Genomic DNA, 26,917 nt, shown 5'->3' on the forward strand with positions numbered 1-26,917 from the left:
CCGCCGACATAGTTAGATCGATTACTGAGTACTGAGTAAAGAGTAATTACGAGTCTGTACCTATTAATTTAATCCCAACGAAAGAGTAAAAATTAATACTAAATTGCTAAAACCTTTAGCAGTAATAAAGAGGATATCACCTATGACTGATCGGCAAAATCCTGTATTGCCAGAAGATCCCAGAGAAGCGGAACCTGGAAGGGGTGCGCCCGGTAACAACCACTATGGAGTACAATTGTCGGAAAATGTATTGGGGTTGACATACTCACCGTCCTTTCATGAGCGGTGATTCTTTACGCTTCATTGGGTCGTGCTACCTTTCGTAGTCTTACCGTCCCTCGACGTACATTTAAGGTCGTGCCGATGCCCCGTGCCGACCATTTCTATAATTTTCGAGGCATTCTCATCTCTATCATGTTCATAAGTTCGGGACTTACGCAGCCAGTTTGAAAAAACACTATATTTAGTAGTGTCAATTCATGAATTGACACTACATTTAGATGTTTTGCGTAAGTCCTAAAGTTTTGACGATCGCCACAACAACCCCAGAGCCCAAATTGGGTTATTCTAGCAACTGCGCTTCCATATTAATCTGATATTCAAGTAATTTAAAATTTGTGATATCGTGAACGGTAATCAAACAACCATCTCCAAATTTTACAGCCATCAAGCGATACCATATCTGAAGGTTATCCTTTTTCCAATAAAATTCTCGCTCGCTCGCTTCTCGCGTCTCAACTACTTTTACAAGTGAATCAAACAGGGTGGGAGTAAGTTGATTGAGCAATTTTTTCAGGGTATACTTCTCCATGAGATCTGCTCGTTGTTGACCAAATAACTTAGCAAAGACGGGATTCACCACCAAACACCGAAAATCTTTAATTTCTTCAGTTATCGGATCTCTTACCGCTTCCCAAGCGGCAATACCATCTTGAGAACTATTTAATAACCTGGCAAGTAAAGCGCGAGATTGGTAGAGAATTTCTACGGTTTGTTGATGTTGTTGAATTTGTTCTCTCAACTCGCGTTTTTGTTCTTGGATAGTCAGTTGATTTTGAATCCTGGCTATAACTTCTTCTGGTTGGAAAGGTTTGATGATATAATCAACTCCGCCGATTTTAAAAGCTTTTACTTTATCGATAACTTCGTCTAGCGCACTTAAGAAAATTATCGGAATTTCTGAGGTAGCTTCATCGGCTTTTAGGGCTTGGCAAACTTTATATCCATCCATTTCTGGCATTTTTATATCCAGTAAAATGATATCTGGTGGGTTATTGCCGATCGATCTTAATGCCATCTGACCGTTGGCGACACTGCGAACTTTATAACCGCGTTTGGTTAATACGTATGTTAAAAAACGCAGGTTTTCGGTGAGGTCGTCAACAATTAAGATATTGCCTTTGGAGTCAGAACTTTCATCAGTGTGGTTTTCGGCTATTTCTTCTTCCAGGGAACGGGGTGTGGTCGAAAGCGTTTCTATTACCAACCGAAGGTTATTTTTGGTGATTTTTTCCCTGAAAACGTCTGAAAGGCGCTGCCATAACAGGGAGGCCAAATCTTTAATATAACCGATGCTGAGATATAAGCTTTCGGCAACTGTGGTGTAAGTTTCGTTGTCCCAAGCAGCTTTGAGAATTTTTTTTTCTGGGAGAGTGAGTTGTTTCCCTGTTTTGGATTTTAGGGTAGCTTCTATAAGTTGCAGTGCTTCTTCGCTTGTCATGGTTGACTTAGTATTTTTTTTGCAGAGTATTTGCATATTGTCAATCAACTCAATTTGTTATCAATAGGCTGGCATCGTTGAAGTTCATCAGTTGCGCGATCGCACCCTGCTCCCAGCCAGCAAGTAAACTTTATGGATGCTTACCTGCAATAGCTCAGTAAAAACACTGTATTCAGTTTCCACTACCTAACCGGATTGCACCACTCAAGTTTTGCAATTTAAGATCTCAAGTTAAAATTCGTGGTTATTAAGGAATTAAACGCCCGATTAGCTTATGTTTTGGGCTTTTTCATGTTTTCTCGTCGATCGCGGCAAACTTGCTTAACTTGATAAAAGTTCTCTTATCTTGCGAAGAGAGTTCCTTAAGTTGATAATTTGACAGCCTTAACACCAAGATGGCTCTCCCGTATGTGTGGGGGCATTTGGGAATTGAATAATTTTTACTTATGTTCATAAGTACGGCAGAATCGCCAAGATAAGCAAGGTTCTGCTTTCTCAGGTCTAAGCTGCGGCTTGCCTAATCCCGCTTCTGAAATTAAAACAGTAAATCTAGGCAAGTTTAAGAAGCGGTAGTTTATTACTTATATCAGTATAATTACGGTTGTGTTTGAGCGCGTGATTTGCATTTGCCAAGGGAGGCAACGATCCGACTTATCTGACTTTACAGATCCGACTTTTCCGACTGACAGGGGTAGGGGAGACGAATCATGATAGAGACACCAAAGAGCTAAAGCGATCGTGCTTATCAAACGCAGATTGCTTTTAAGTACAATTCTTGGCCGGACACTAATAGGCATAAAACTAGATTTTCAAGCATCTACCATGTCACATCAGAGCTATCTCGCCTTAGATATAATGTCAATTTTTTGGCAGCAATGGCAACAGTATCGAGATTATCTTTATCGTTGCTGCATTAAGTGGATGGGTGGAAACCCAACAGATGCGGAAGATGCGCTCAGTCGGGCAATGCTGAAAGCTTGGGATAAGGCGCAAAAGTATGCGGGGTAAATTGCTAATTTTAAAGCTTGGCTGACCACTTTTGTCTAAAGTCAAATAGTTAGGCTGTGCAATTTTATTGAAAGTAAGAAAAAATGGATTGAATCACAATGTCTAGCGAAGCTGCCTTTTTTGACCGAAAGCCTGATGTTGAGGTGTTTGGCATTGTAGAAGCACCGCTACATCAAGTTTGGGGGTTGTTTAGACCGTTTGGAAAACAGAACCTAGAATGGTGGAAAATCTACGAAACGATGGAGATTTTGCCCCCTGGAAATGATCGAGTAGGTTGTATCAGACGGTTCAAACTCATTGCTCAAAATACGACATTTGATGAATTGCTTGTAGCGAGGGATGATGAAAAGTTCTCGGAACGATATGACTTCGTACAAGTAAAACCCCCAATTCCAGGTTTGAAAGCTGTATCTACTTTTGTAGAGTTTAGCTCATTAATCGATCCGATAACTCGCCAAGAAAATTTTACAAAAGTCCGGTGGTATTCCTACACCGATGCCTCCCCATTTAATGTAAAACAAGCGCTGATGACGATGCAACACAAGGCATACACTGGCGCAATTCAGTATTTGAATAAAGCGTTTAATCAAAGAGGAGAATCTGACACTATGAACTTACCTCAAAATATCGAAGCAGAGAGCCAGCAAAGAGCGCTCGAATTGATGGATAAATTTAAAAAGATTGCCACGCAGATACTTGATGATGTTGTAAGAGATCGGCCAGAAATCTGGGAGTATCAGAAATATCAAAACATACCGGGGGTCTCGGCGGGTATCGATTTGACCAAACTTCCTCGTGCTGTCAAGGGACTCCCCGGATCGGAAGCGTTAGATCCCGAAAGAAGCGGTATGTTTTTTAAACGGCTCAATGAGGTTATCTACACGGAAATTGGGATAAAGAAGCGTTTGGCTCAATCGGGGGATATTTACGAGGCCGTACAAGGTGGATATATCGGAAAAACGGAACATATTGTCGAGAATTGGTTTAAGGATCGAGAATACGCCCGTCATTTTTTAAACGGATTGAATCCGATGGTCATCAAGGTGGTCAAAGCGATTGAGGAAGTTCCCGAAAATATGCGTGGTCTGATGTATAAAGATAGCTCGCTCATGGATTTAATACGGGAAAAATGCCTGTTGATAGTCGATCTTCCTGAGCTAAAAAATGTTAAGCCCTATCTAGATATGCAGACGTATCCCGGTACCGCGCTAATCGTGCAAGACTGGGAAGGCGGAGAAGCATTCTTGGATATGGTCGGTATCCGATTAAATGATACCCTTCCCGTCTATACACCACAGTCTCCTAAAAATCGCTGGATGCTAGCGAAATTGCACATGAAGAGTGCCGATAACCAAGTTATGCAATTTATCTGGCATCTCGGATTTGGGCATCTCGCTGTCGAACCTTTTTGCGTTGCTTTTCACAACGCTTTCCCATCGGGTATAGACCATCCCATTAAAGATCTTCTCGCCCCTCATTTCAAAGATACGATCGGTATCAACTACGTGGCGCGGCATACCTTGGTTTCCAATGTGATGCCCTTTACCGATAAAACCTTTTCCACCGGAACCGCGCAAGGTTTAGAAATCATGCTCAACGCGTGGCTAAAATGGGATTTCGAGACATCGAGTTTCCCCCGACAGCTGGCCGAACGCGGATTTGACCGCGAACAATCCGATGGTATTCAAGATTATTACTATCGCGAGGATGGTTTCAAGCTGTGGGATATTTTTGGCGAATACACGACCGACTTCGTGAATGCTGCTTATGCCACCGATGACGAAGTGGCGAATGATGCGGTGGTGAAAGGATGGATCGCGGAAATGAGAGATCCAAACAAGGCAGACATTGCTTCATTCCCGGAAACCATTACCAGCAAACAGCAATTAGCCGGTGTTCTGCAAAATATTATCTGGAAAACGAGTGCCGGACACGCCATACTCAATTTTGCCCAGTTCGACTATGGATCGTATATTCCTAACTATCCGATCGCCATGTTAAAGCCGATGCCGGAAGGGGAAAAAGAGATTTCGGACGAGTATGTAAAAGCCGCCTTACCGCACACGCTCGATCGCATTTTGTTCCAGCTTACCTCTGCCTATTTACTGACGGAACCTTCCCGTCAACGTTTCGCGGGTCCTTTAGCGATCGCACCTTTGGCAAAGAGATTCCCTAAAGTACAAGACCGGGCGAATCTTCGCTTCGCCGCGCTTTCGGCGGACATCAAAGTTCGCAATATGAAACTTAAAGATGCGGGTAAACTTCCCTACCCTTATTTAGATCCTGAAAATCTTCCCCCCAGTATTGACATTTAATCGTTAGCGGGGAAGAAGTTAAACTCTACCACCGTTTAAAAGTTCTCGAAACTTTTCTGGGAACTTTTGAAATCAGTCATAGCTGATAGTTAATACCATTTATCAAACCTCATAATAGAGAGGATTGCTCCACAAGCATTGATTCCTATTTATCAGCATCAAGCCAGTTTATCGCTATTTTTTTAAATGGTATAACTATTATCTTTTATTTGGTGATTTTAGGAAATTTTAGGAGACAGTAACAATGCCTTTTAGTTTTAGTTTTTCATCAATACAATTTGAGAATTTAATTGCGGGCAAGCGTCTCTCGCTTACTGCCGATAAATTTACCCCGTTATCTCCCGATAAATTTTGGTCGGCATTTGACGACTATTTAACCCTTCAACAAGCTTTGAGCGGTCACCCGGATGTCATCTTAGAGACGGGAGATAACCAGCCAGCTAATGGCGTGGGCGCGACGATACGGTTCGAGTATGAAAACTCGATTACCCGCGAGACATTAATTATTTACGATCCGCAGAAACGAATTTGGAAAATCAAACTTCCTGAAGCAAATTCTATTTTTAGTTTCTATGAACTTACGATCAGAGTTTACCCGATAAGTGACGTTGGTGAAGGCTCAGAAGTAACGCTCACCCTTGATTTTTCCGTACAGGGAAACAATGCGGAGGAGCGAGCAAAAAATCTACAGTTACTCGCAAATCTCCCCGAATATCAACGGGTTAATGAAATCAATAATTTTATCCTGCAACGAGACGGTTTACGTAGCTCTTTCGAGGTTGATATATATTGTCCAGCCGAAAAGTTATGGGCAATCATCGGTACTTGGGAAGATGTATCTTGGGTACAGCACTCTCTAGATGTCAGAATGCTTCCAGGAGGAGGAAGACGAATTATTTTTCCCCAGAATCAAATTATTGAAGAAAATTTAATCTATGCCGATGATGCTGAGAAAACTTTAGTTTATGAAGTCACTAAAAGTATCATGCCTGTCATCCTATATCAAGGGAGAATTAAGCTTTCCGCCATTGATTATCAATCCACCAACGTACAGTACAACAATGTTTATCTTCCCAAAGAAGGGCTAGATACTCAACAAGTTAAGGCAGGGATGGATAAAAGCTTCAAAGAGCGTTTTGATTGGTTACAAAAACAATTTGATTCCCGCTCTATTTCTAGTTAGTTTATTGGGAAGTAGGCGTTGCATCAATGCGAGATGATACTTCAATTTCCATATCTACACCACCTCCTTTAAGAAAGAAGCCGATCGTGAGTAACATTCCACCCATCCGATTCAAGAGCCGTCTTAACAACTTGATGAAAACGATCCTTAGCCACAACAGACGATTCGATCTAGAGGTGGAATTCAAATCTATCATACCAAGCTGTCAGAGCGATCGCGCTAGCGCTGCTGCTTCCAGCAGATCGCCCCCTTGAAGGTGTATCGCGGTAGCGTTTGAACTTGAGGACACGAAAGGGTTCTCGCGCTTGAGGTCGGTTTTATAAAAGGCATCGAGTTAGGAAAAAAACCGCTTTAACTCGAAAAATTCAGATATTGACCCCGGCAAGCGTCTTAAAGAAGAGCTAGAAAAGATGTTAACTTAAAAACCGACACTTCAGAGAGGACTATGGAGAATACATTCAAAATTCTTAGCCTAGATGGCGGTGGTATCCGTGGAGTTTTATCTGCAACACTTCTCAAGGAAGTAGAAACGATACTAAAAGAAAAGAAGGGACAGGAACTCCATGAATATTTCGACTTGGTTGCCGGCACTTCTACTGGCTCAATTTTGGCGGCAGGGATTGCCTGTCAGATGAATGCCCAGCAAATGATCGAGCTCTACCTGAAAGAGGGAAAAAATATCTTCCTAGATTCGGTACGTCGTCAGCGCAAATGGAGAATCTTAGGTCAATTTTTCGGAAGTCATGTGTTATATCCCCACGCACGCGGAGAGCAGGGATTGGCTAAAGTCTTAGAAAAAGCATTATGTGACTCTCCTGTCGGCAAAAAGTTGGGTAAATCTCCCACAATGGCAGAGATTAAGCAGCACTCCACATCCCAACTGTTGATTCTTGCTTATGACGTTTTATCCCGAAACACAACCTGGTTTGCCAATGATGACCCGAAAGAATGGTACTATCAGACCGACCTCTGGAAAATATGTACTGCCTCGGCTTCAGCACCAACGTTTTTCCCACCTTACCAACTCCCCTATTTCGATGACTTTCTTCCTCACATCGATGGTGGAGTAGCTGCTAATAACCCAGAGTTGGCTGCGATCGCCCATGCTTTATCTATGACGATAGAGGACAAAACCAATCCGAAAATAGAACAAATTGCAGTTCTTTCGATTGGAACGGGTCAAACAACTCGTCCTTATACCTACAATGAGATCAAAAATTGGGGATCTCTGGAGTGGGTAATGAATATCCCAAATATTTTCCTAAATCCTTCTGCGGAAAATTCTGAGTACATTTCTCGTCGTATCTTTATGGGAATATGCAATCAAAATTATCTGCGTTTGGATTTCGATCTCAACAAGCGGTTTGAATCAAAACGAGAACCAGGTAAGCTGCCTAAATTGCTAAAAGAACCTTATAACCAATACATTTTCGACAAGACGGCTGGGAAAGAGAAGAAAGCAATCAGCGAAGAAATTGACAATCCTGAAAATTGTGGAGATCTGATAGAGGCTGCCAAATGTTATCTTGATTGCGGAAAAATAATCAATTATCCGAACAAAGGAAATAATGTTCCAGTTCGAGATGCAATTCAAAATTTTATCGAGTGTCATTAACTGCGATCGCCATCTTTTAGGTTGGGTTTACGTATAGGCGCAAGCTTTTACACAAAGTAAAATAGAACTATATGTTCTATTTTTTACTTGACATAATCTGTTCCCATTGTTGAATTTGATTTGTTGGGTTTCACTTTAGTTCTACCCAACCTACGGCGAGCTTCCTTAACTACATCAGCCATTCTGCACCATCCAAACCAGAAAGCCCAAAATTTGCTCAACTGGTGGTAGCGGATAATCATTCAAGTCAATCGTCACAATTTGCCCTTCCAGTTTGAGAAACCGCCAAACCGTACCGCTCGTCACTGTTCCGTAAATTGTGGAAATCGGCTGCTGCTTCTGTTGATTAAAGCGTTGCGCTGCCACCATTTCCGCTAAACATTGTCCCAGTGCTGGTTTCAAGTCTTCTTTCTTCGCTTCCACCAAAACCACCGCAGGTGCTTTAATATACAATTGCTCTGGAGAGCGACTAATCAGAAAATCGACATACCCCGTCAAATCAACCTCTGGCTGCACGTTGAACTCTTCACCGGAAAAGACGCTAATTTGTCCATGAAGCTGACGTTTAACTTCTAACAAGACGGGATTGATAATACCTTCAGAACGCGCTTTTTCACTACCCACTGCAACTGCCCAAGGTAGGGTTTCTTTCAAGGTATCTTTGAGCAAAGTAGTCGGATTGACTGGGGAAATCTCTGGCAGAAAGCGATCGCCTTCTACAATCGTCAATTGAAAATCATCTACAGCTTTACTCAGAGTAAATTTACTATAAGGCATAAACAGATAAATTCAAACTAAATCCCGGTAATACATTTTCCCCCGATAATTCTGTAGGAAGATTTCGCACTTCTACATCTTCACCTTGGCGATAAATTTCTACTTGTTGCTGTTGGGGGTTAATCAACCATCCCAATTGCACCCCTGCATCCATATATTCTCGCATTTTGGCACGCAACATTTCTAAATCATCGGTTGCTGACCTTAATTCGATCGCAAAATCGGGTGCAATGGGAGGAAATTTCCGTCTTTGTTCCGGGGTTAATGCTAAGTATCTTTCCCGCCTAATCCAAGCGGCATCTGGGGAACGGTCAGCACCATTTGGTAACTTAAATACTGTGGAAGAACTAAAAGTATAACCCAGGTTTGTTTGCCGATTCCAGATGACTAAATCGGCAATCAGGTCAGCTTCTCGATTTCCGCTATCGCCTCCTACTGGTGGCATAATAATTAATTCTCCTCTGCCAGTACGTTCAAAGTTCAAATCGCGGTTATTTTGACATAACTGATAGAACTGTTCGTCACTGAGGTGAACGGTGTCTAAATTTAATGTCAAACCACTCATAACTTTACACCTAGCCTGAATAGTAATGAATATTATATCATATGAAAGGAGGATAAAAACCTAGCACAATATCTTGTTTTGGTACGCCCAAGGCAGCGTTTCTTTCAAGTACCTCTGAAAAGTCCCTCCTTTCTCCCCCTGTTCCCCTGTTACCCTACCATTAGGACTGATGGGTTATTTCTGCCGCGCTACACCACTTCGCTACAGATTATCCTCAAGAGTCCGATAAAAAACTGTATTTTTTTCCCTAGACGGCGTTCGGTCGGCTATAAATATAAAGATAACTATGTGTCGTGCAAAGGGCAATTTTGATGAATGAAGCTTTAATACAGCGCTTTGTCGAGCTGATTTCTACCAACACAGGTTTGCACGTTAGGGAGCAAGATCGGGAAAATTTAGCTAAAATAATAGGGACGCGGCTCAAATTTCTCAGATTATCAACACTGGAGGATTATTATCAGCTTTTACAGCGTCACACGGAGAGCGATGCTGTTGAGGATACGCTACCGCAACGGGAATGGAGAGAACTGACACATCTGTTAACAACAGGAGAGAGTTATTTTTTTCGCGATAAAGGTCAGTTTGCTCTGCTGAGAAACATGATTCTACCGGAATTAATTGCCGCCAAAAACAACGCTGCAAACATCAAAGCAGGTGAAAAGCGATCGCTGCGTATTTGGAGTGCCGGATGTTCGACCGGTGAAGAACCATATTCCTTAGCAATCCTTCTACAGGAGTTGCTGACGGATTTGGATGATTGGAATATATTTATTTTGGGAACCGATCTCAATCAACAAGCAATTGAGAAAGCCAAAGCCGGAATTTATAGCCCTTGGTCTTTTCGCCTGGTAGACACCGATTTACAAATGCGGTATTTCCATCAACGCAAAACTGAATGGCAAGTGGATAAACGTATTGGTACGATGGTAAAGTTTGCTTATGGCAATTTGGTAAAAGATAACTATCCCAGCCTCAATTCCGATATTCACAGTATGGATCTGATTCTGTGTCGAAACGTTTTCGTATATTTTGAATACAATGCTATTTCAGTTGTCTTAAAAAAGTTTTACGATACGCTTGTTCCTAACGGTTATCTCATCACCGGACATACAGAACTTTACGCTCAAGATCTGGGTTGCTTTCAAGTGAAAGTTTTGCCGGAATCGGTATTATATCAACGCAAAGAAAATGTCAATTTTAAGAGCGCAAAATCGGTAGTATATAAAGCTACTATTTCCGAAGTTAATCGCCAGGAATCTCCCAAAGATATAGTTTGGGAACGGCCTAATACCATAGGCAAGAGTTGGCGATCGGCAAGACCGAACATCCACACCGAAAAATCGCTTTTAGAGCAAACACAATTACCTATTTATAATAGCGATAATACAACAACCTTGGCCAAGTCGCCGGAAATCATTGTTACCGATATCCCGAATTCTATCTTGAGGCTGACATCTTCACAAATGCAATCGAATCCTCATAAAATAGAAGAACATGACCTCCTTATGAAGGCAGAAAAACTATTTGACAAAAAAGCTTATGCAGAAGCAATAAGACAAGCAGAACAAATAATTATGTTGCAACCAGCAAATTTTGGAGCTTATTACTTACTGGCTCAAGCTTATGCCAATTTAGGCGAACATAACAAAGCCATATACTATTGCGATCGAGCAACTGAACTCGATCCTTTATCTGTTATACCTTATTACCTTTTGGCACATATTGCTGAAGAAAAAGGAGACATTGAGAAAACCAAAATTTATTTGAAAAGAATTATTTATCTACTGCCATCTTCTATTTCCGCATATTTGGAACTCGGTTTAATTTACAAGAGAGAAGGGAATGCTATCAGGGCACGAAAAATGCTAGCTACAGCTATAGAATTGCTCAAAGATTTACCGCCATCAGCGACAGTCGCACAACAAGATGAGGTAACAGCTGGTGAATTGCTTGCGTATGTGCATAAAGTCTTAAGAGATCCTACATAATAGCCTATTTTCAGAAGAGTGCGGTTTGAGGTAAACTAAAAACAGCTTTACTTTTGGACTAACGATTGTGGACGAATTAGAAAACTTTGCTAAGAATGCTTTTTACCTTTTGATTGGTGGCGTAACGCTCACTGTTGAGAGAAGCGGTCAAATTCTGCAAGAAATCGAACAGCAAGCCCCAATTATAATAGATGAAATGATCCAAGTCGGTGAGGCGAAATTTAATGAGTGGTCTAGCCAGCAACAAAATTATACCTCCAGACCTAGAGAGGAGCTGCGACAAAGGCTTTTTGTTCTTGTCAAGGGAGATTGGGAGTTAGCCGAACGCTTGCTTCAGCAGGCGAGGGACAACAATCCCGGACGTTCGGAAGATTGGTATTGGGAAAAAGTAATTTACGATCTAGAAAGGGATAACCTTTGAGAAGGGAGAGGGAGAGCGAGAGCATTCAAAGCAGAAAGATAAAAATCAGCCTAAAAAAGTGAGGAGATACAGTCGATCGGTCGTAACTTATCAGTCACCGATCTGCCTTGCTTTCTCCAATCCTAAAAATGCCCTTTGCCTGTGTCCTCTCCCACTGTATTTTATAGCGTAATTTTCTAGCAACCAAATTTAGGGGCATCATAAGTTGGGTTGAAGTAAGAAAATTCAACCTATGATTTATTTTAACTGAGATTTTTAGCGAAAAGCAAAAAAGTGTTAGTCCTAGATGGTATAAGGGAATCTTAAATATAGGAAGAGAATACGCTTCCTAATTGCCTTTCGCGCAAAAGTTAAACTATGTTAACAATAGTTGATAAACCTTATTTGATCTTTAGCCTTAATGGTGCGCTCTACGGTGTGGAAGCTGAGTGCGTGCAGGAAATTTTTTCTTTGCCGGAATTGAAGCCGATCGCCGAAGCACCCCCCGACATTGTTGGCGTTGTTAATCTGCGTGGAGATATCCTGCCGATCGTCGATCTCAATCTCCGCTTCGGATATAAGCAGCTAGAATATAACCTGAGCGATAGTGCGATCGTCCTGGAGTGGCAAAAACTTCGGATTGGCATCATTGTCAATCAAGTCCATGAAGTTTGTAATATTCTCCCAGAGGACATCTCAAAAGAGCTTTTCTACAGTCGTGAAGTTACTGCCAAATCTCACAATTTCGTTTCCGGTATTGCCAAAGTAGCAGCAGATATAGTAATGTTGTTAAACACTAAAAATTTGCTCCACTACTCCGAGTTATTTGCAGCTTCAGCCGTACATAAAACTGTAGAATTAGATGGAGATGAAGACAGAGTAGCTACAAATTATCGCCATCAACCTTACATATTCTGTCCGCACGCTACACCAGAAGAAAAAGCCATTTTCCGAGAACGATCGGAAAATTTGATGCGACCTACTGAAAAACAGGATTTCGCCGGATTAATAGCTCTGGCAGTAGTTGGTTTGAATGGCGAATATTTTGGACTGGATTTAAAATTGGTACGCGAATTTACCGAGAGCCGGAAAGTAACACCCGTTCCCTGCTGTCCGCCTCATATTATCGGAAACATGAATTTGCGGGGCGAAATAGTGACGTTAGTTGATATTCGCGGCGTGTTGAATATGCCAATGTTAAACATAGAAATTGTCACTAAAGTGATGGTTATTTGTGTTGATGATTTCGTCGCTGGTGTGATAGTTGATGAAGTGTTTGATGTCGCATATTTGCACCCATCACAACTTTCACCTGTGCCGACAGCAATCCATTCTATCAATAACGAATACCTACAAGGTACAGCTCCGTACCGAGAAAAAATGATGAGTATTTTAGATTTGCAAAAAATTTTTACTAAAGGTGAATTGATTGTAAATGAAGAGGTGTAAACAAACACAAAATTTTACATATTTAAATTGGTGATATTCACAAATACTTCACATTTATAGCTCCAAGTAAAAGATAAATACCAAAGGGTAAATTGAGGGAGACAAAAATATGGTAAATTTGGAAATTAGTAGTAAATTTAGTAATTTGAAACTGCGCTCTCGCATTATTATGGGATATTCTGTTCCCCTATTGCTGTCGATCGGTATAACTGGTTTGGTATATTCAAATATTAAGGAAGTAGATCGGCAAAACAAAAGGCAAATTATAGGCCAAGAAATGGTTAAAAACTCCGATCGGATAGCATTGAGTATAGCTCGAGTACAGCGGTCTGCTAGAAGCTATTTGCTGGAAGCTGACGGGGAAAGCTTGCAAGATTTCGACGACGGCGAGGAGTTGTTTGAGCTAGCTGCCACCTCTCTGGAACAACTGGTAGAAGTTCCAGAACAGAAACAGCGTCTAGCTACAATCGTTGCCTTGGGAAATAAGTCTATTGAATTGAACAGAAACTCGATCGAGCTTGTAAAATCTGGCAGAATCAAAGAAGCGTTGCAAAAATATGCTTCAACAGACCGTCAAAATCTCAATCGTCAGCTAGAAAAAGTGCTGGATGACTTTAACCAAGCAGAGGATTTTATTCAGGGGAAAAAAAATAAAGAATCTGAAGCAGCCCTAAGCTTTCTTAACATGATAGTGGTGTTATGTACATTGATGTCCGCGATCCTAGCAATACCGATCGGTTTTTGGATTGCTTCACGCATCACGGCGGCGATTAATGAGAGCGTTAATGAAATTGCTACCTCATCAACGCAAATTGCCAGCACTGTAGAAGAACAACAACGTACCGCCAATCAGCAAGCATCTGCCGTGCATCAAACTACCACCACAATGGATGAATTAGGTGCGTCTTCGCGTCGATCGGCAGAACAAGCCGAAATGTCGGCAGTAGGCGCAAGGCAAGCACTATCGAAAGCAGAAGAAGGCAGCCAAGCTGTGGTGCAAACCCTTGAAGAAATGGCGATACTTAAAGAAAAAGTAGAAGCGATCGCACAACAAATCTTGCACTTAAGTCAGCATACGAATCAAATAGGCTACATCTCTGGAGTAGTAAGCGACCTCGCCAACCAAACCAATATGCTAGCCTTAAACGCCGCCGTGGAAGCAGTGCGAGCTGGCGAACATGGCAAAGGTTTTGGTGTCGTTGCCAGCGAGATTCGCAAACTGGCAGATGCTAGTAAAAAATCCGCCGATAAGATTAACATTTTAGTTGCTGATATCCAAAGAGCAATTAACTCAACAGTAATGGTAACTTCCGAGGGTACTAAAACTGCTGAAGAAGGAGAATTGATTGTTCAACAAACAGCGGCAGCTTTCACAGGCGTAACTGAAGCCATCAATAACGTCTTTACCAACAGTCAACAAATCTCGCTCAATGCCAAACAGCAAGCAGTAGCAATTCAGCAAGTAGTAGAAGCAATGAACGATCTGAACGCCGCAGCTGTAGAAACAGCTAGCAATATTAATCAAACCAAAGTAGGTATAGAAAAACTCAATGCAGTCGCTCTGAATCTCAAGACAGTCGTATAGCAGTCCGATCGCTTATATTTGTGAGGCGGTTGTTATGTTTGAACCCTCGATACTCATCCCTTGCTTGGTGTATTTTTGGAGTAAAAGTGAAATTGTATAGCTAGTGTGTCAGACGTCAGCCGCCCTTACTCTTAAAGAAGCAGTTTAGCTATTTTGTAAGGATGAACTTTATGTTGTGTACAAGTCGTAAAATTAGCCAATTATTGACGAAATTGCTAAAATAAATCCATAAACTAGCATATTTAAAATTTAGATAAAATTATTGAAAATATGCTGGGTTACCACCCGTCTTTTTAAGCCCACTAAAAAAACAAACGCTTATGTTTAGGAAATGTAAATTGCAAAATAGAATGGTATTGGGATATTCAGTTCCAATTATATTATTTATAGGATTGGCTGGCATAGTATATTTAAGTACAAATAAACTATTGAATGTATTTACGGAAGTGGAAAAAACACAGAAAATAGTTGGTATAGCAAATACTATGACACTTAATCAGAACAGGATGGTGATAGTATTTAGAGGCTATATGTTATCACAAAATCCTCAATTATTAAAAGAATACGAACAAGAATTAAATTTATTTGATCGGGCATCTGCACTTGCAGTGAGTATGGCCGAAAATAACAAGCAACAACAGCGTATCAAAGAAATGGTTCGGATGAAAAACGAATACGAGCGGTATTCGCAAAAAATACTAAACTTAGTAAAGCAAGGCAAGAGAGACGAAGCAATATTAGCCTTCCGAACAGGAGAAGGGCAAAAATTTGTCGATCGTTTTAAAAATCTAAGTACAGAATTTAATAAAACGGAAGAGGAAATTTTAGCGGCCACAACCGCAAAAGCGAAAACTTTGATTAACAATCTCATCGCCGCAGTTGCGATCGGAGCCTTGTTATGTTTAACGTTTTCCCTACTCGCTGCTTATTGGATCTCCGCAGGCATTACTCGTACAGTCGAGCGAGCAACAAGCGCGATCGCCTCTTCCTCAAACCAAATAGCTGCGACCATAGAAGAACAAGAACGCACAGTTTCCCAGCAAGCTGCCTCCGTCAATCAAACCACCACCACAATGGATGAATTGGGTGCATCTTCCCAACAAACCGCAGGACAAGCACAAGCCGTCGCCACCGCCGCACAACAGGCATTAAGCCTTACGGCAACAGGAACCGAAGCAGTGGAAAATACCCTAGAGGAGATGTCGGTGCTGAGAGAGAAAGTAGGTGCGATCGCCAATGAAATTTCCCGTTTAAGCGATCGAACCAATCAAATTGCCAGCATTTCCAGCTTAGTAAGCGACCTCGCCAACCAAACCAATATGCTAGCGCTCAACGCAGCCGTAGAAGCAGTACGAGCTGGCGAACAGGGCAAAGGTTTTGGCGTCGTCGCATCGGAAATTCGCAAACTTGCAGACCAAAGTAAAAAATCCGCCGAAAAAATAAACGCCCTCGTTTCCGATATTCAAAAAGCCATCAATTCCACCGTTATGGTGACAGATGAAGGCACCATGACAGTGGAACAAAGCGTCAAAATCGCACAGAAAACAGCACAATCCTTCGCAGGCGTAACAGAAGCAATTAACAACGTCGTCTTGTGCAGCCAACAAATTTCTCTGAGTTCCAAACAGCAAGCAATTGCCATTGAGCAAGTAGTTGATGCTATGAATGCACTCAATCGCGCAGCTGCCGAAACAGCCAGTGGCATCAGTCAAACTCGCATCGGCACTCAGAAACTAAACGATGCTGCCCAAAGCCTTAAATCAGTTGTTTAATAACTAAGGAATCAAGAAAAATGATGATCGAAGATGAAGAACTACGAGATATTTTTAAAACCGCAAGTGAAGAACATTTGCAGAAACTTGATGATGGTTTGTTGTATTTAGAAAAACATCCAGATGACCAAGCAAAATTAGAAGAGTTACTGCGAGAAGCTCACAGCCTCAAAGGTGATGCTGGGATGTTGGGAGTCAAAGATGTGGCAACTCTATCCCATCAGATAGAGCATATATTAGGGAGTGTGAAACGAGGCGAGACAATCCTCGATCGCACTATTAGCGATCGCATATATCACGGTTTAGATGCCATTCGCCAATTAGTACGCGAAGCAATCACAGGCGAACCCCCACAAGTCAATACCTTTTATGTCTTGGCTCGTATGATGGGATCGGAGGAAAAACAAGAGGGTGAGGGAGCGAGTACGAGAGCGGGAGAGCGGGATAGCGGCAGAACGGCAGAAGGGGAAAGCGCCAGAACGGGAGAACTGGAGAGCTATATCAAGGCAGAGACTGAGAGCGAAACAACTGGAGCGCAAGAAAGCGGATTAACGCCACAAAATGTACATAATCCTTCCCCCGCTCCCCCACTTCCCCACTTCCCCACTCTCCCACTCCCCAATCTCCAATACAGAAAGAACAAAGCTATCGTCAAGATGCTAGCGGGTCCCGTTTTGCGATCGAAAGCGTGCGCGTCGAAACGCGGCATTTAGATTCCTTGATGACCCAAGCAGGTGAACTAACAGTCACCAAAATACGGATCGCTCACCGACTTGCAGATATTGAAGAGCTTGTCAACTTGTGCGAAGAAGGTCTTCGCGAGACAAATATCAACTCCTTTGTTGTGGGAGCAGATACATTAGCAAGCGTTTCGATCCCTACAGGTACGAGTAACGGCAAAAAAACTTCCCCATCTTCCAGATCTTTATATGGAGGAGATCTGGGAGAGAGGGAGAGGAGTAGATGGACAGAAGAAAAATTTCCCTCTCCCTCTGTTTCTCCCTTTTCCCTCTCCCTCTTTACACATTTCCATCATCGCCTCCAACAACGTTTAGAACAGCTCACTTCGTTGGCAAACCGCTTGCGAAACGCGATGTACGAAGACAATGCCAGACTGGAAATTATTGCCGACGAATTATCCGAGGGAATTCGTACCCTGCGCCTCTTACCACTTGCCAACATCTTTAATTTGTTTCCTCGCATGGTACGCGACCTCGCCAAACACGAAAACAAACAAGTCGATCTGGTAATCGAAGGCGCAGAAACGAAAGCAGACAAGCGCATTTTAGAGGAAATAAAAGATCCCTTGATGCACATGATTCGGAATGCGATCGATCACGGGATCGAAACACCAGAAGAACGTCAGCATCAAGGCAAACCTCCTCAAGCCAAAATTCTACTTAAAGCCAAACAAACAGCTACCAACGTTGTTATAGAAGTCGTAGACGACGGCAGAGGATTGGATATCGATAAAATCAAGCAAACAGCAGTAAAACGTGGAGTTTGTCGCCCAGAAGAACTCACCAACATGACAAAAGCGCAAATTCAGTCCCTCATCTTTGAACCGGGTTTTTCCACCCGCACATTTATCACGGAAGTTTCTGGCAGAGGTGTGGGTTTGGATGTGGTACGCACTAACGTCGAGCTGCTCAAAGGAACTATCCAAGTGGAATCCGAACCGGGTAAGGGATGTACCATCAGATTACAATTACCCACAACTTTAGCAACCGCCCACGTACTAATTGTGGCAGTAATGGGGATTAGCTATGCCATCCCGGTAGAATTCGTGCAAATGGCACGCTTTGTCAGGTCAGATGACATCTTTACCATTGAAGGCAGAGACACGATTATCTTAGACAATCAGCCAATTTCTATAGCACGCCTAGCCAATTTACTCGAATTGGGTAATAGGGGATGGGGCGTGGAAAATGGGGCATGGGAAGAGGTAGTAGAGAATAGGGAAAATATTAATTCTTACACTCCCCCACTCTCCGCCTCCCCAATTCCCTGCATCATCCTCAAAGTAGCAGACGAGCGACTGGGACTGCTCGTTGATGCCTTAGTAGATGAGCAAGATGTCATGCTCAAACCCCAAACTCAGCTGCTCAAACGAGTGCGGAATGTTTCTGGTGCTACAATTCTCGGTACTGGTGAAGTCTGCATCGTTTTAAATTGCCAAGATTTGATTAAATCTGTACGTAAGCAAGTTGTATCCGCCACACCCAAATCAACGCCTCAAACACCTACTCGCAAGCAGACGATCCTGCTAGTGGAAGATTCTATCTCTACTCGTACCCAAGAAAAGCGGATCTTGGAAGCAGCTGGCTATCAAGTAGTGACAGCTGTCGATGGATTGGATGGTTTCAATAAGTTGAAGACGAGATCCTTTGACGCTGTAGTGTCTGATGTTCAAATGCCCAATTTGGATGGATTGGGACTCACTGCCAAGATTCGTCAGCATGGAGAATATAGCGAATTGCCAATTATTTTGGTCACATCGCTAGCTAGCGACGAAGATAAAAGAAGAGGAGCTGAAGCAGGTGCTAATGCTTACATCACTAAAGGTACTTTTAGTCAAGAGGTTCTGATCGATACTTTGAGAAGGCTTGTTTGAATTGCAAATTTTAGATTTCAAATTTCAAATTTAACAGGACTTACCTACTCTGAGGCCAGAAACCCAGTTTCTTTGCGTAAGTGGTATTTAATCAATCTGCAACATACTATGGATAAAAAAATTATCAAAATTTTAATAGTTGAGGACTCACCAGTTGTAACGCTCATCCTCAAACGAATTTTTACTTCATCACCGGAAATGGAGGTGGTGGGAACTGCTCAAAATGGCTTAGAGGCATTAGAACTGATTCCCAAAGTTCAGCCAGATGTAATCTGTACTGACCTGCACATGGCGCGAATGAATGGCCTAGAATTTACTCTGGAAGTGATGAGCAAATATCCGCGCCCCATTTTGGTAATCAGTGCCTCAGTTCAGCCAGAAGATACTTACAATGTGTTTCAGTTGCTCGATGCTGGAGCGGTAGATGTTTTTCCCAAACCACGCGCTCAATCTATTCAAGATTATGAGATGCTCAAGCAAGAGTTGATCGCTAAAATTAAAGTTTTGTCGGGTGTGGCAGTTTTTACTTTGCATCGGCGGTCTAAAGTTGTGGGGTTGCAGATCGCTGGGGGAGCGGGGGAGCAGGGGAGCAGGGGAGCGGGGGAGCGGGGGAGCGGGGGAGCGGGGGAGCAGGGGAGCGGGGGAGCAGGGGAGCGGGGGAGCGGGGAAAAACACGATCGATCGCATTTTTTAACTCAAAGCTCATTCCGCAAAACGGAAAACTCTTCCCATACTTCATCTGTAATTTCCCATTCAAAATATCAGGTAATCGCGATCGGCGCTTCTACCGGTGGGCCGCAAGCTTTGCACACTATTCTTGGCCATCTGCCGAGTAATTTATCAGTACCGGTGATTTGCGTACAGCATATCAGCGAAGGATTTTTACAGGGATTGGTAGATTGGTTGGCGTCGGAATGCAAACTGCCTGTCAAAATTGCGACAATGGGCGACCTTCCCCAACCCGGTACGGTCTATTTTCCGCCGGAAAAGCGACATTTAGAATTAAATTCTCAAGGCAAGTTTGTTTATTCCGCATCTCCACCCCAATCAGGTCATCGCCCTTCGGTAACGGTAACATTTAAGTCTGTGGCTCATTTTTACGGTCGATCGGCTGTGGGTGTTTTGTTGACAGGTATGGGGAGCGATGGTGCGGACGGTATGCTGGCGATATCCCAAGCTGGTGGTATGACGATCGCACAAAATGAGGCAAGCTGCGTCGTTTTCGGAATGCCCAAAGAAGCGATCGCCCTTGGTGGGGCCCAACATATTCTGCCGATCGGCGAAATCGCCCCCTTCCTCCTCAACAGAGTCTGGGGACTGGGGCGTCGGGGCTAGAAAGTCAAAAGTCAAAAGTCAAAAGTCAAAAGTCAAAAGTCAAAAGTCAAAAGTCAAAATTAAGAATTTCCTCCCGCTATCTCGTTCTCCCGCTCCCCTGCTCCCCCACTTCGCCCAGCCCCTAAACTTTAAGCTCGATCGACTTGGCGACGGCGGACGTGATAGGTCGGGAAAGTGCCGTAACCTTTAGCCCAAGGCGTTTGTCCCACATAATCGCAAGTTAATTCGCAAACCTCGTCGCAGGAGGCAATAGCTGCAAATGCTTGACTGGCATATACTTTCCCTGGTGGCGTAATTGGCTCGATCCTGGCTGTGTGGCTGACATGGGTGCCAATGTAATTTATTTTTCCGGTAATCGGATCGATGTGTCGGTATACAGGGCCAGCGTGTAAGGCAATTCGCAAATTGAGACCTTCCGGTAACCCTTTTTCTGTCCAGTTTGTACTTTGAACAAAATCGCACAGATCCAGAGCAAATAAACCTGCATCTCGGACATTCGAGAATACAAAATAGAGAGCGTCTCCCCAAGTATTTTTCGCGATCGGTCCATAAGCAGACTGAGCGCTCATCTCGGCAACACCTCCTAAGAAATGTTGCACAAATGGAAAGATTTGATCTTCTGTGAGATGAGAATAGTGGACTACATCGGCGAACAATAGCGCCTTAATCTGCCGACCGCACTCTTTATTGGTTAGTTCTCGGTTATTAGCTAGTGACTCATCGTTGATAAATGATGACTCTTGAGTATCGACAAATAATTGGAGAATCGATTCCAAATCAATGACTTCTACGTCGTAACCCCAGCTTTGCCAATGCTCGATCGCACTAGCAGTACCGCCTGGGCCACCGGGTTGGCCGTTCCAAACCGCCAGGGGTACAAGTTCTGTTTCCAGTTGTTCTGCCCGCATTTTAGCTAACCCGTGTAGCAAACGATTTGCGTATTCGTACAAAACATTAGTTTCTTGCAACTTGCGATTGGAAGCGACGATCGTCTCTGTAGCTCGATCGAGTAATTTCTCGAACCGCTCCACCCATTTGCCACCGGGAACGATATCGACGGAATCTTTAATAAACTGCTCTCGATCGTAGGGCAGCACAATATGAATTTCACCCTTTAATTCCAGAATTGCTTCCAAAAATAAGATGTCGGAACCGCAGGCAGCAGAGGCATAACCCAGGCGGGCGTCGAGTTTTTTCAAGCGATCGAGAATCGCTTTATACACAGTTGATTCCAGGTGCGGTGGAAATCTCAGTGTTGTGCGATCGGGTTGGTCGATCATGTGTCCGCTAAACACAACCACGCGAGGAATGTGGAAGCATTGCTTGATGCGTCCTGTATCGCCTTCCAAATACTGCACCAGCATACTTGCATTGCGACGGGTAGAACTTAAATCTCCATATCGCCCCTGCCCTACCTGCGCTGCTTGTCCGTACCAATCCTCAGCTTCTGACCATTTCCGCAAAATCAGCGCCGCTTCTCCTAACGTTGCCAAAAGCCAGTATTCATCGCTACTTCGCTGTGACTGGGGCTTTAGCTTTTGCAAACATTTCTGTCGCACTTCTTCTGCCAGGACTTTAGCGCGTTCTTCATTTCCCATCAACATTGCCATCGTGGCAGCATTGATACCCGGGTAATGACTGCCACTCAACTGATATGCTTGTTCGTATCCTTCGGCAGCTAAACGCAGTTGGCGGTTTTGTTCTTCCGGATCGGTTGCCTGCTTCCAAAGGTCTTTGTGAGTGCGAGCTAAAAGACCGAGGGTTTCTTCATCCCTGTGACCGCATTCTAGCAGCTGCAACAAGATAGAATTTGCTCGTGCAGTTGCGCCGCTACGTGCTAAAGATAAGGCTAGAAGTTGCTGCAAACGCACATCGTTCGGCCAGTGTTTCAGTCCTATTGCCAGCACATCATAAGCCATCAAAGGTTCCCCCAATTGGAGGATTTGGTCGCCCAGCACTCGGTAAATATCGGACGTGCGAGGTTTGAGTCCTATAGTTTGCCGCTGTATTGCCAGCAGCGAAACTAAATTCATTCCGCATGAATCTTGCAGAACTTTCAATACCATATCTAAGTCTTTATCGTCAGTCACGGCGAGATTTTCAGCCCCCGTACCGTTCGCCTCGATGTGATAGCCCAAGGCTAAAAGTGCTTTTAAGACTTGCAAGACGATAATGCGATCGTAATGTTTTTCGGATTCTGGCAAATCCTCATAAGCTACCAATCCGGGATGTTCTTTACGAGTATCGTCTCGTTGCGGCCCATATTGCCAACCATCCGCTAATCGCTGCTGCGCCCAAATCTCGTGAGTATTCTTAGAAAGTATTTCAGTCAGTTTTAGAATTTCTGCCGTGAGTGTTACTTTTGACGTATCTATAGGTGCGGGATTGTAATTTATTTTCTCTGGCTTTTCCATAATTTACGTTAACGCGACTAACTGCACATCGGTATCTGTGCTGTATACACGAAGCATTCCCCTATAAAAAGCTAACTAATGCACCTCAAATCTTATCAACTCTTGATAAGTTAAATAAAGGATGATGCCTAAAAATTATATCACAAATATCCAAATCTCAGTCTATCGATAGAGAGATTTTATTGTTAACGAAACTTATACTTACATTATTAAATGTTGGTCTTTAAGATGAAAACTTTATTAATCAGTCCGATGCGATCGCCGCCCCAACTAACCACTGATGGCAGCCAAAGGACTAGATCCACAACAATCGGACAATCCACGCTCGCTAGACATACTTGCCTTTGCTGTTCAAATGTTTTATTGCGTCACATACGCTTGGGAGGAATTTACTGGCGTTGTAGCTCGTGTTATCAGGAAATGCCAGTTTAGACAGCGATTACAGCGATAGAGATCTGCGGATGGGTGAGCTAATCCAAACGTACTATTCGATACATCCGCTCACACCAGAATAAATTAAAATTGCACCGAGGTTCTCATGAAGGCACTATTGCTCTACCCTCAGTTTCCCCAGTCCTTTTGGTCTTACGATCGCTTCATGGAAATAGCTGGACTCAAGGCAGTGATTCCACCCTTGGGAATCATTACAGTTGCAGCACTCCTACCGAAAGAATGGGAAATTAGATTTTACGATCGCAACGTTAAAGTTGAAACAAAGGCTGATTGGCAGTGGTGTGACCTCGTTATCCTCTCTGCCATGCTAGTCCAGAAGCCAGATTTCCACCATTTGATTCAAAAAGCAGTAAGTTTGGGCAAAAAAGTAGCAGTCGGTGGCCCCTACCCCACCTCTGTCCCCCAAGATGCCCTTCATTCTGGAGCTGATTACCTGATCCTAGATGAAGGAGAAATGACAGTGCCACAGTTTCTAGAAGCACTCGCGCAAGGGAAAGAACAAGGGATATTTCGCTCGATTGAAAAACCCGACGTCACCCAAAGCCCCATGCCCCGTTTTGAGCTACTTCAGCGGGATGCCTACTTGATGATGGCAATTCAATTCTCTCGCGGTTGTCCCTTCAACTGCGAATTTTGCGATATCATTTCTCTCTACGGTCGCAAATCGCGCACCAAAGAACCGAGTCAGGCTTTAGCAGAATTGCAAAACCTTTATGAATTAGGCTGGCGAGGGTCACTCTTCATCGTAGATGACAACTTTATTGGCAATCAGCGCAACGTCAAACGCTTTCTAAAAGAATTAATTCCTTGGATGAAGCAGCACAACTACCCCTTCACCTTCATCACAGAAGCTTCGGTTAATTTAGCAGAAGATGATGAACTGCTAAGTCTAATGAACGAAGCTGGTTTCTATGCTGTTTTCCTCGGAATTGAAACCCCCGATCGAGATAGTTTAAAAGTAACACAAAAACTGCAAAATACTCGTCACCCTCTCATCGAAGCCTGTCGCAAGATCAATGAAGCAGGTATGCTAATCTATGCAGGGTTTATCCTGGGTTTTGATGGAGAACATTCTGGAGCAGGAAAACGGATTGAAGCCTTTGTTGAACAAACTAATATTCCGCAACCAATGCTGGGTATCCTCCAAGCTTTGCCCAACACCGCCCTCTGGAATCGCCTGCAAAAAGAGGAGCGTTTAATACAGGGCATGGGCGCTACTGAGGTCGGAGACCAGAATACCTTGATGAATTTTGTTCCTACTCGCCCCATTGCTGAAATTGCTAAAGAGTATGTGGAAGGCTTCTGGACGCTGTACGAACCCACAAAATATCTCAGACGCTGTTTTCAGCAATGCCTTAATATTAGCTCAAGAGCAGACCGAAAGCAGACTATGCAATTTTCTCCTGGTAAGGGGTTGGGTCTCATTGCCCAGTTAATTTGGCATCAAGGTATCCGCCGGCCTGAAATTCGGGAGCAGTTTTGGCGACAACTATGGACAATTCTACGGAGAAAGCCGCAAGTTCTCAATATGTATTTGGGTTTATGTGCTGCCGGAGAACATTTTTGGGAGTACCGCGCTTTAGCCAGGGAACGGATTAGCGAACAGCTAGGCTACGACCCACTGAAAGTGTCTGTAAAAGCTGAGCCGGAACCAATGCTTGTGAGGTCTTGATTTGACTTATATGTACATAAATTGAAACTTTTACGCGCCTAGAGGTGGCAACGCACCCTACAATTTGTCTCAATTAAATGATGCGATCGGCCTGACTGGTATTTGAATGATAAACTCAGATCCTTTTCCCGGTTCTGACAAACATTCGATCGTACCGCCATGCTTCTCTACGACAATTTTGTAGCTAATCGACAACCCCAGTCCCGTGCCTTTACCGACTGGTTTTGTCGTAAAGAACGGATCGAACAACCGTTTTTTCACTTCTTCTGTCATTCCCGATCCATTATCTTGAATTCGGACGATTACGCTGTCACCTTCAAGCATTTTCGTGGCAATGCAAATCTGCGGATCTTGGATGTGGAATTTCTCCTCTGCCTCTGACAAAGCATCGATCGCATTGGCGAGGACATTCATAAATACCTGATTTAGCTGTCCCGCATAACATTCGATCTTCGGCAGATTACCGTAGTCTTTAATAACTTTAATACTGCGGTTTTTACCGCTGCCTTTCAATCGACTTTCTAAAATCATAAGGGTGTTATCAATTCCCTCGTGAATATCCACAGGCTTCATGTCTGCTTCGTCAAGGCGAGAGAAGTTTCGCAGCGACAAAACAATTTGGTGTATGCGATCGGCACCTATTTTCATTGAAGACAAAAGTTTGGGCAGGTCTTCAGCCAGAAATTCTAAGTCAATCTCTTCAATTTTATCTTGGATTGACTTATCGGGATTGGGATACTTTTCCTGATAGAGATTTAATAATTCCAGCAAATCTTCACTATAATCTTTCGCGTGCATGATATTGCCATTGATAAAATTGACTGGGTTATTAATTTCATGGGCAATTCCTGCTACCATTTGCCCTAAGCTGGACATTTTTTCTTGTTGGACGAGTTGACTTTGAGTGTGCTGTAATTTATGTAAAACTTGCGTCAGTTGTTGAGCTTGTACTTGTGCAGCTAAGGCGCTAGCTCTAGTTTGGGCATAAAATTCGGCTTGATCGATCGCAATCGCTACTTGGTCGCACACCGCTTGCAGCAGTTCTACTTCGCTGTCGCTCCAATAACGAGAACCATTAGAATGACTACAGGCGATCGCACCAAACTGACCGGAATGAGTTTTGAGCGGTATCAACAGTAGCGAAGTAATACCCAAATCGATCGATCTTTCTTGCGTTTCAATATCTAAACTTGATTCCCTCACAGCGTCTATCCGAATTATTTCTAAATTCCGGATTTTGTCAAACAAGGTGTTAATACGTTCTGCCGAAAAATCACCAAGCAGACTGGATAAATTTGAATTTTGGGCTTCGTGAGTGATAGTTATTCTTGGGTTTTGGCAATAGGGAAAGTACCATAAAAAATGACATCTATCGATTTGTAACAAGTCCCTTACTTCAGTTACAGCTATTTCTAAAATACTGTTGAAATCGAGACAATGACGCAGTTGACTTGCCAGCTTAAGCAGCAGAGTTTCGCCGCGATTATGTTGTCTTTCTCGCGCTAAAAATCTCTCCATTGCCAAGCCTATATTATTGGCAATCCAACCTAATACTATATCCTCTATTTCTGTGAAATATTCTCTGCCAAAAAGTATGATTACTCCCACCAGATTATTTTTCACAACGAGAGTATATAAGCGGCTGCTAAAAGGTGTATTTCTGAAGTTACAAGGTATTAATCGAGCTTTGAGATTTTCTAAGTAATCCTCTTGGCAAAAAATCGTCTTGGGCAAGCTGGCTGTATAAAGATATTTTCCCCCAAACGCCACCCTTGTCAGGGTATTGCTTTTTTGGTCAAAAGTCCAAATACATACATTAGTTTTGTTCAGATAATGGGCGATCGTCTCCGAGCAAATTTGGAGAACTTCTGATAAACTTCCACCCTTTGACAAAGTGGCGGCGACTTCTGCTCCCAATGTGATTAGGTGTGTTGGTGCGGCTTGTATGTGGCATTCTCGCTGAGGGTGCATTAAGCATTTCCCTGCTGCCTTTGGGTAACGCTGCCGCGACAGTTTTGTTTTTTTTGTTTTGCTTGTCAATAAGTTTCTCAT

The 26,917-nt window shown here is 43.1% G+C and carries 18 protein-coding genes and 1 pseudogene; 13 read left to right on the plus strand and 6 right to left on the minus strand.

Annotated features, from left to right (window positions below):
- Positions 1–142: 142 nt before the first annotated feature.
- Complete coding sequence (locus tag ACE1CD_RS18215) at positions 143–289, plus strand: hypothetical protein (protein WP_374825933.1); 147 nt, start codon at positions 143–145, stop codon at positions 287–289.
- A gap of 273 nt (positions 290–562) precedes the next feature.
- Here the strand turns inward: ACE1CD_RS18215 and ACE1CD_RS18220 are convergent, their stop codons facing one another.
- Positions 563–1,720 (minus strand): response regulator, encoded by a 1,158-nt coding sequence (locus ACE1CD_RS18220; protein ID WP_374825935.1) that lies wholly within the window; start codon positions 1,718–1,720, stop codon positions 563–565.
- An 822-nt stretch (positions 1,721–2,542) separates the two neighbouring features.
- Here ACE1CD_RS18220 and ACE1CD_RS18225 point away from each other — a divergent pair.
- The 3 genes from ACE1CD_RS18225 to ACE1CD_RS18235 all read left to right on the plus strand — a co-directional run bounded on the left by ACE1CD_RS18225 (position 2,543) and on the right by ACE1CD_RS18235 (position 6,226).
- Positions 2,543–2,728, plus strand: coding sequence for an RNA polymerase sigma factor (locus ACE1CD_RS18225; protein ID WP_374825937.1), 186 nt, complete (start codon positions 2,543–2,545; stop codon positions 2,726–2,728).
- A gap of 98 nt (positions 2,729–2,826) precedes the next feature.
- Positions 2,827–5,043 (plus strand): lipoxygenase family protein, encoded by a 2,217-nt coding sequence (locus ACE1CD_RS18230; RefSeq protein WP_374825939.1) that lies wholly within the window; start codon positions 2,827–2,829, stop codon positions 5,041–5,043.
- A 244-nt stretch (positions 5,044–5,287) separates the two neighbouring features.
- Entirely contained in the window at positions 5,288–6,226 is a 939-nt protein-coding gene (locus tag ACE1CD_RS18235; protein ID WP_374825941.1) for an SRPBCC family protein, read from the plus strand.
- Between the two features lie 68 nt (positions 6,227–6,294).
- Here the strand turns inward: ACE1CD_RS18235 and ACE1CD_RS18240 are convergent, their stop codons facing one another.
- Complete coding sequence (locus ACE1CD_RS18240) at positions 6,295–6,381, minus strand: element excision factor XisH family protein (protein ID WP_374825998.1); 87 nt, start codon at positions 6,379–6,381, stop codon at positions 6,295–6,297.
- 290 nt (positions 6,382–6,671) lie between these two features.
- Between ACE1CD_RS18240 and ACE1CD_RS18245 the strand changes: the two genes are divergently transcribed.
- A complete protein-coding gene (locus ACE1CD_RS18245) occupies positions 6,672–7,841 on the plus strand; it encodes a patatin-like phospholipase family protein (RefSeq protein ID WP_374825943.1) in 1,170 nt (389 codons plus the stop codon).
- 174 nt (positions 7,842–8,015) lie between these two features.
- Here ACE1CD_RS18245 and ACE1CD_RS18250 read toward each other — a convergent pair whose 3' ends face one another.
- Complete coding sequence (locus tag ACE1CD_RS18250; RefSeq protein WP_374825945.1) at positions 8,016–8,618, minus strand: hypothetical protein; 603 nt, start codon at positions 8,616–8,618, stop codon at positions 8,016–8,018.
- Positions 8,608–9,183: a Uma2 family endonuclease gene (locus ACE1CD_RS18255; protein ID WP_374825947.1), complete on the minus strand. Its 576-nt coding sequence runs from the start codon at positions 9,181–9,183 to the stop codon at positions 8,608–8,610. The genes ACE1CD_RS18250 and ACE1CD_RS18255 overlap by 11 nt, the downstream gene beginning before the upstream one ends.
- Before the next feature lie 311 nt (positions 9,184–9,494).
- Here ACE1CD_RS18255 and ACE1CD_RS18260 point away from each other — a divergent pair, with 311 nt between their 5' ends.
- The 7 genes and pseudogenes from ACE1CD_RS18260 to cheB all read left to right on the plus strand — a co-directional run bounded on the left by ACE1CD_RS18260 (position 9,495) and on the right by cheB (position 20,326).
- Positions 9,495–11,171: a CheR family methyltransferase gene (locus ACE1CD_RS18260; protein ID WP_374825949.1), complete on the plus strand. Its 1,677-nt coding sequence runs from the start codon at positions 9,495–9,497 to the stop codon at positions 11,169–11,171.
- Positions 11,172–11,238: 67 nt separating this feature from the next.
- Positions 11,239–11,592: a hypothetical protein gene (locus tag ACE1CD_RS18265; RefSeq protein ID WP_374798633.1), complete on the plus strand. Its 354-nt coding sequence runs from the start codon at positions 11,239–11,241 to the stop codon at positions 11,590–11,592.
- A 357-nt stretch (positions 11,593–11,949) separates the two neighbouring features.
- Positions 11,950–13,020 (plus strand): chemotaxis protein CheW, encoded by a 1,071-nt coding sequence (locus ACE1CD_RS18270; RefSeq protein ID WP_374825951.1) that lies wholly within the window; start codon positions 11,950–11,952, stop codon positions 13,018–13,020.
- Between the two features lie 109 nt (positions 13,021–13,129).
- Complete coding sequence (locus ACE1CD_RS18275) at positions 13,130–14,605, plus strand: methyl-accepting chemotaxis protein (RefSeq protein WP_374825953.1); 1,476 nt, start codon at positions 13,130–13,132, stop codon at positions 14,603–14,605.
- A 350-nt stretch (positions 14,606–14,955) separates the two neighbouring features.
- A complete protein-coding gene (locus ACE1CD_RS18280) occupies positions 14,956–16,377 on the plus strand; it encodes a methyl-accepting chemotaxis protein (protein ID WP_374825999.1) in 1,422 nt (473 codons plus the stop codon).
- A gap of 23 nt (positions 16,378–16,400) precedes the next feature.
- Positions 16,401–18,991: pseudogene (locus ACE1CD_RS18285) on the plus strand (response regulator).
- Between the two features lie 108 nt (positions 18,992–19,099).
- Entirely contained in the window at positions 19,100–20,326 is a 1,227-nt protein-coding gene (gene cheB, locus ACE1CD_RS18290; protein ID WP_374798625.1) for a chemotaxis-specific protein-glutamate methyltransferase CheB, read from the plus strand.
- 128 nt (positions 20,327–20,454) lie between these two features.
- Here cheB and ACE1CD_RS18295 read toward each other — a convergent pair whose 3' ends face one another.
- Positions 20,455–22,740: a TRAFs-binding domain-containing protein gene (locus tag ACE1CD_RS18295; protein WP_374825955.1), complete on the minus strand. Its 2,286-nt coding sequence runs from the start codon at positions 22,738–22,740 to the stop codon at positions 20,455–20,457.
- A gap of 538 nt (positions 22,741–23,278) precedes the next feature.
- On the opposite strand from ACE1CD_RS18295, the gene ACE1CD_RS18300 reads away from it, so the two are divergent.
- A complete protein-coding gene (locus tag ACE1CD_RS18300; protein ID WP_374825957.1) occupies positions 23,279–24,865 on the plus strand; it encodes a B12-binding domain-containing radical SAM protein in 1,587 nt (528 codons plus the stop codon).
- A gap of 69 nt (positions 24,866–24,934) precedes the next feature.
- On the opposite strand, the gene ACE1CD_RS18305 is transcribed toward ACE1CD_RS18300, so the two are convergent.
- Complete coding sequence (locus tag ACE1CD_RS18305) at positions 24,935–26,917, minus strand: sensor histidine kinase (protein WP_374825959.1); 1,983 nt, start codon at positions 26,915–26,917, stop codon at positions 24,935–24,937.

It is taken from the genome of Aerosakkonema sp. BLCC-F183 (assembly GCF_041929145.1).
Taxonomy (GTDB): Bacteria; Cyanobacteriota; Cyanobacteriia; order Cyanobacteriales; family Aerosakkonemataceae; genus Aerosakkonema.

Bases quoted from the DNA above. Each gene is read 5' to 3' on its own strand.
- ACE1CD_RS18270 (WP_374825951.1), top strand. From the start codon at position 11,950: ATGTTAACAATAGTTGATAAACCTTATTTGATCTTTAGCCTTAATGGT.
- cheB (WP_374798625.1), top strand. From the start codon at position 19,100: ATGGATAAAAAAATTATCAAAATTTTAATAGTTGAGGACTCACCAGTT.
- ACE1CD_RS18260 (WP_374825949.1), top strand. From the start codon at position 9,495: ATGAATGAAGCTTTAATACAGCGCTTTGTCGAGCTGATTTCTACCAAC.
- ACE1CD_RS18225 (WP_374825937.1), top strand. From the start codon at position 2,543: ATGTCACATCAGAGCTATCTCGCCTTAGATATAATGTCAATTTTTTGG.
- ACE1CD_RS18295 (WP_374825955.1), bottom strand. From the start codon at position 22,740: ATGGAAAAGCCAGAGAAAATAAATTACAATCCCGCACCTATAGATACG.
- ACE1CD_RS18280 (WP_374825999.1), top strand. From the start codon at position 14,956: ATGGTATTGGGATATTCAGTTCCAATTATATTATTTATAGGATTGGCT.
- ACE1CD_RS18230 (WP_374825939.1), top strand. From the start codon at position 2,827: ATGTCTAGCGAAGCTGCCTTTTTTGACCGAAAGCCTGATGTTGAGGTG.
- ACE1CD_RS18215 (WP_374825933.1), top strand. From the start codon at position 143: ATGACTGATCGGCAAAATCCTGTATTGCCAGAAGATCCCAGAGAAGCG.
- ACE1CD_RS18255 (WP_374825947.1), bottom strand. From the start codon at position 9,183: ATGAGTGGTTTGACATTAAATTTAGACACCGTTCACCTCAGTGACGAA.
- ACE1CD_RS18305 (WP_374825959.1), bottom strand. From the start codon at position 26,917: ATGAGAAACTTATTGACAAGCAAAACAAAAAAAACAAAACTGTCGCGG.
- ACE1CD_RS18300 (WP_374825957.1), top strand. From the start codon at position 23,279: ATGAAGGCACTATTGCTCTACCCTCAGTTTCCCCAGTCCTTTTGGTCT.
- ACE1CD_RS18235 (WP_374825941.1), top strand. From the start codon at position 5,288: ATGCCTTTTAGTTTTAGTTTTTCATCAATACAATTTGAGAATTTAATT.
- ACE1CD_RS18220 (WP_374825935.1), bottom strand. From the start codon at position 1,720: ATGACAAGCGAAGAAGCACTGCAACTTATAGAAGCTACCCTAAAATCC.
- ACE1CD_RS18250 (WP_374825945.1), bottom strand. From the start codon at position 8,618: ATGCCTTATAGTAAATTTACTCTGAGTAAAGCTGTAGATGATTTTCAA.
- ACE1CD_RS18245 (WP_374825943.1), top strand. From the start codon at position 6,672: ATGGAGAATACATTCAAAATTCTTAGCCTAGATGGCGGTGGTATCCGT.
- ACE1CD_RS18275 (WP_374825953.1), top strand. From the start codon at position 13,130: ATGGTAAATTTGGAAATTAGTAGTAAATTTAGTAATTTGAAACTGCGC.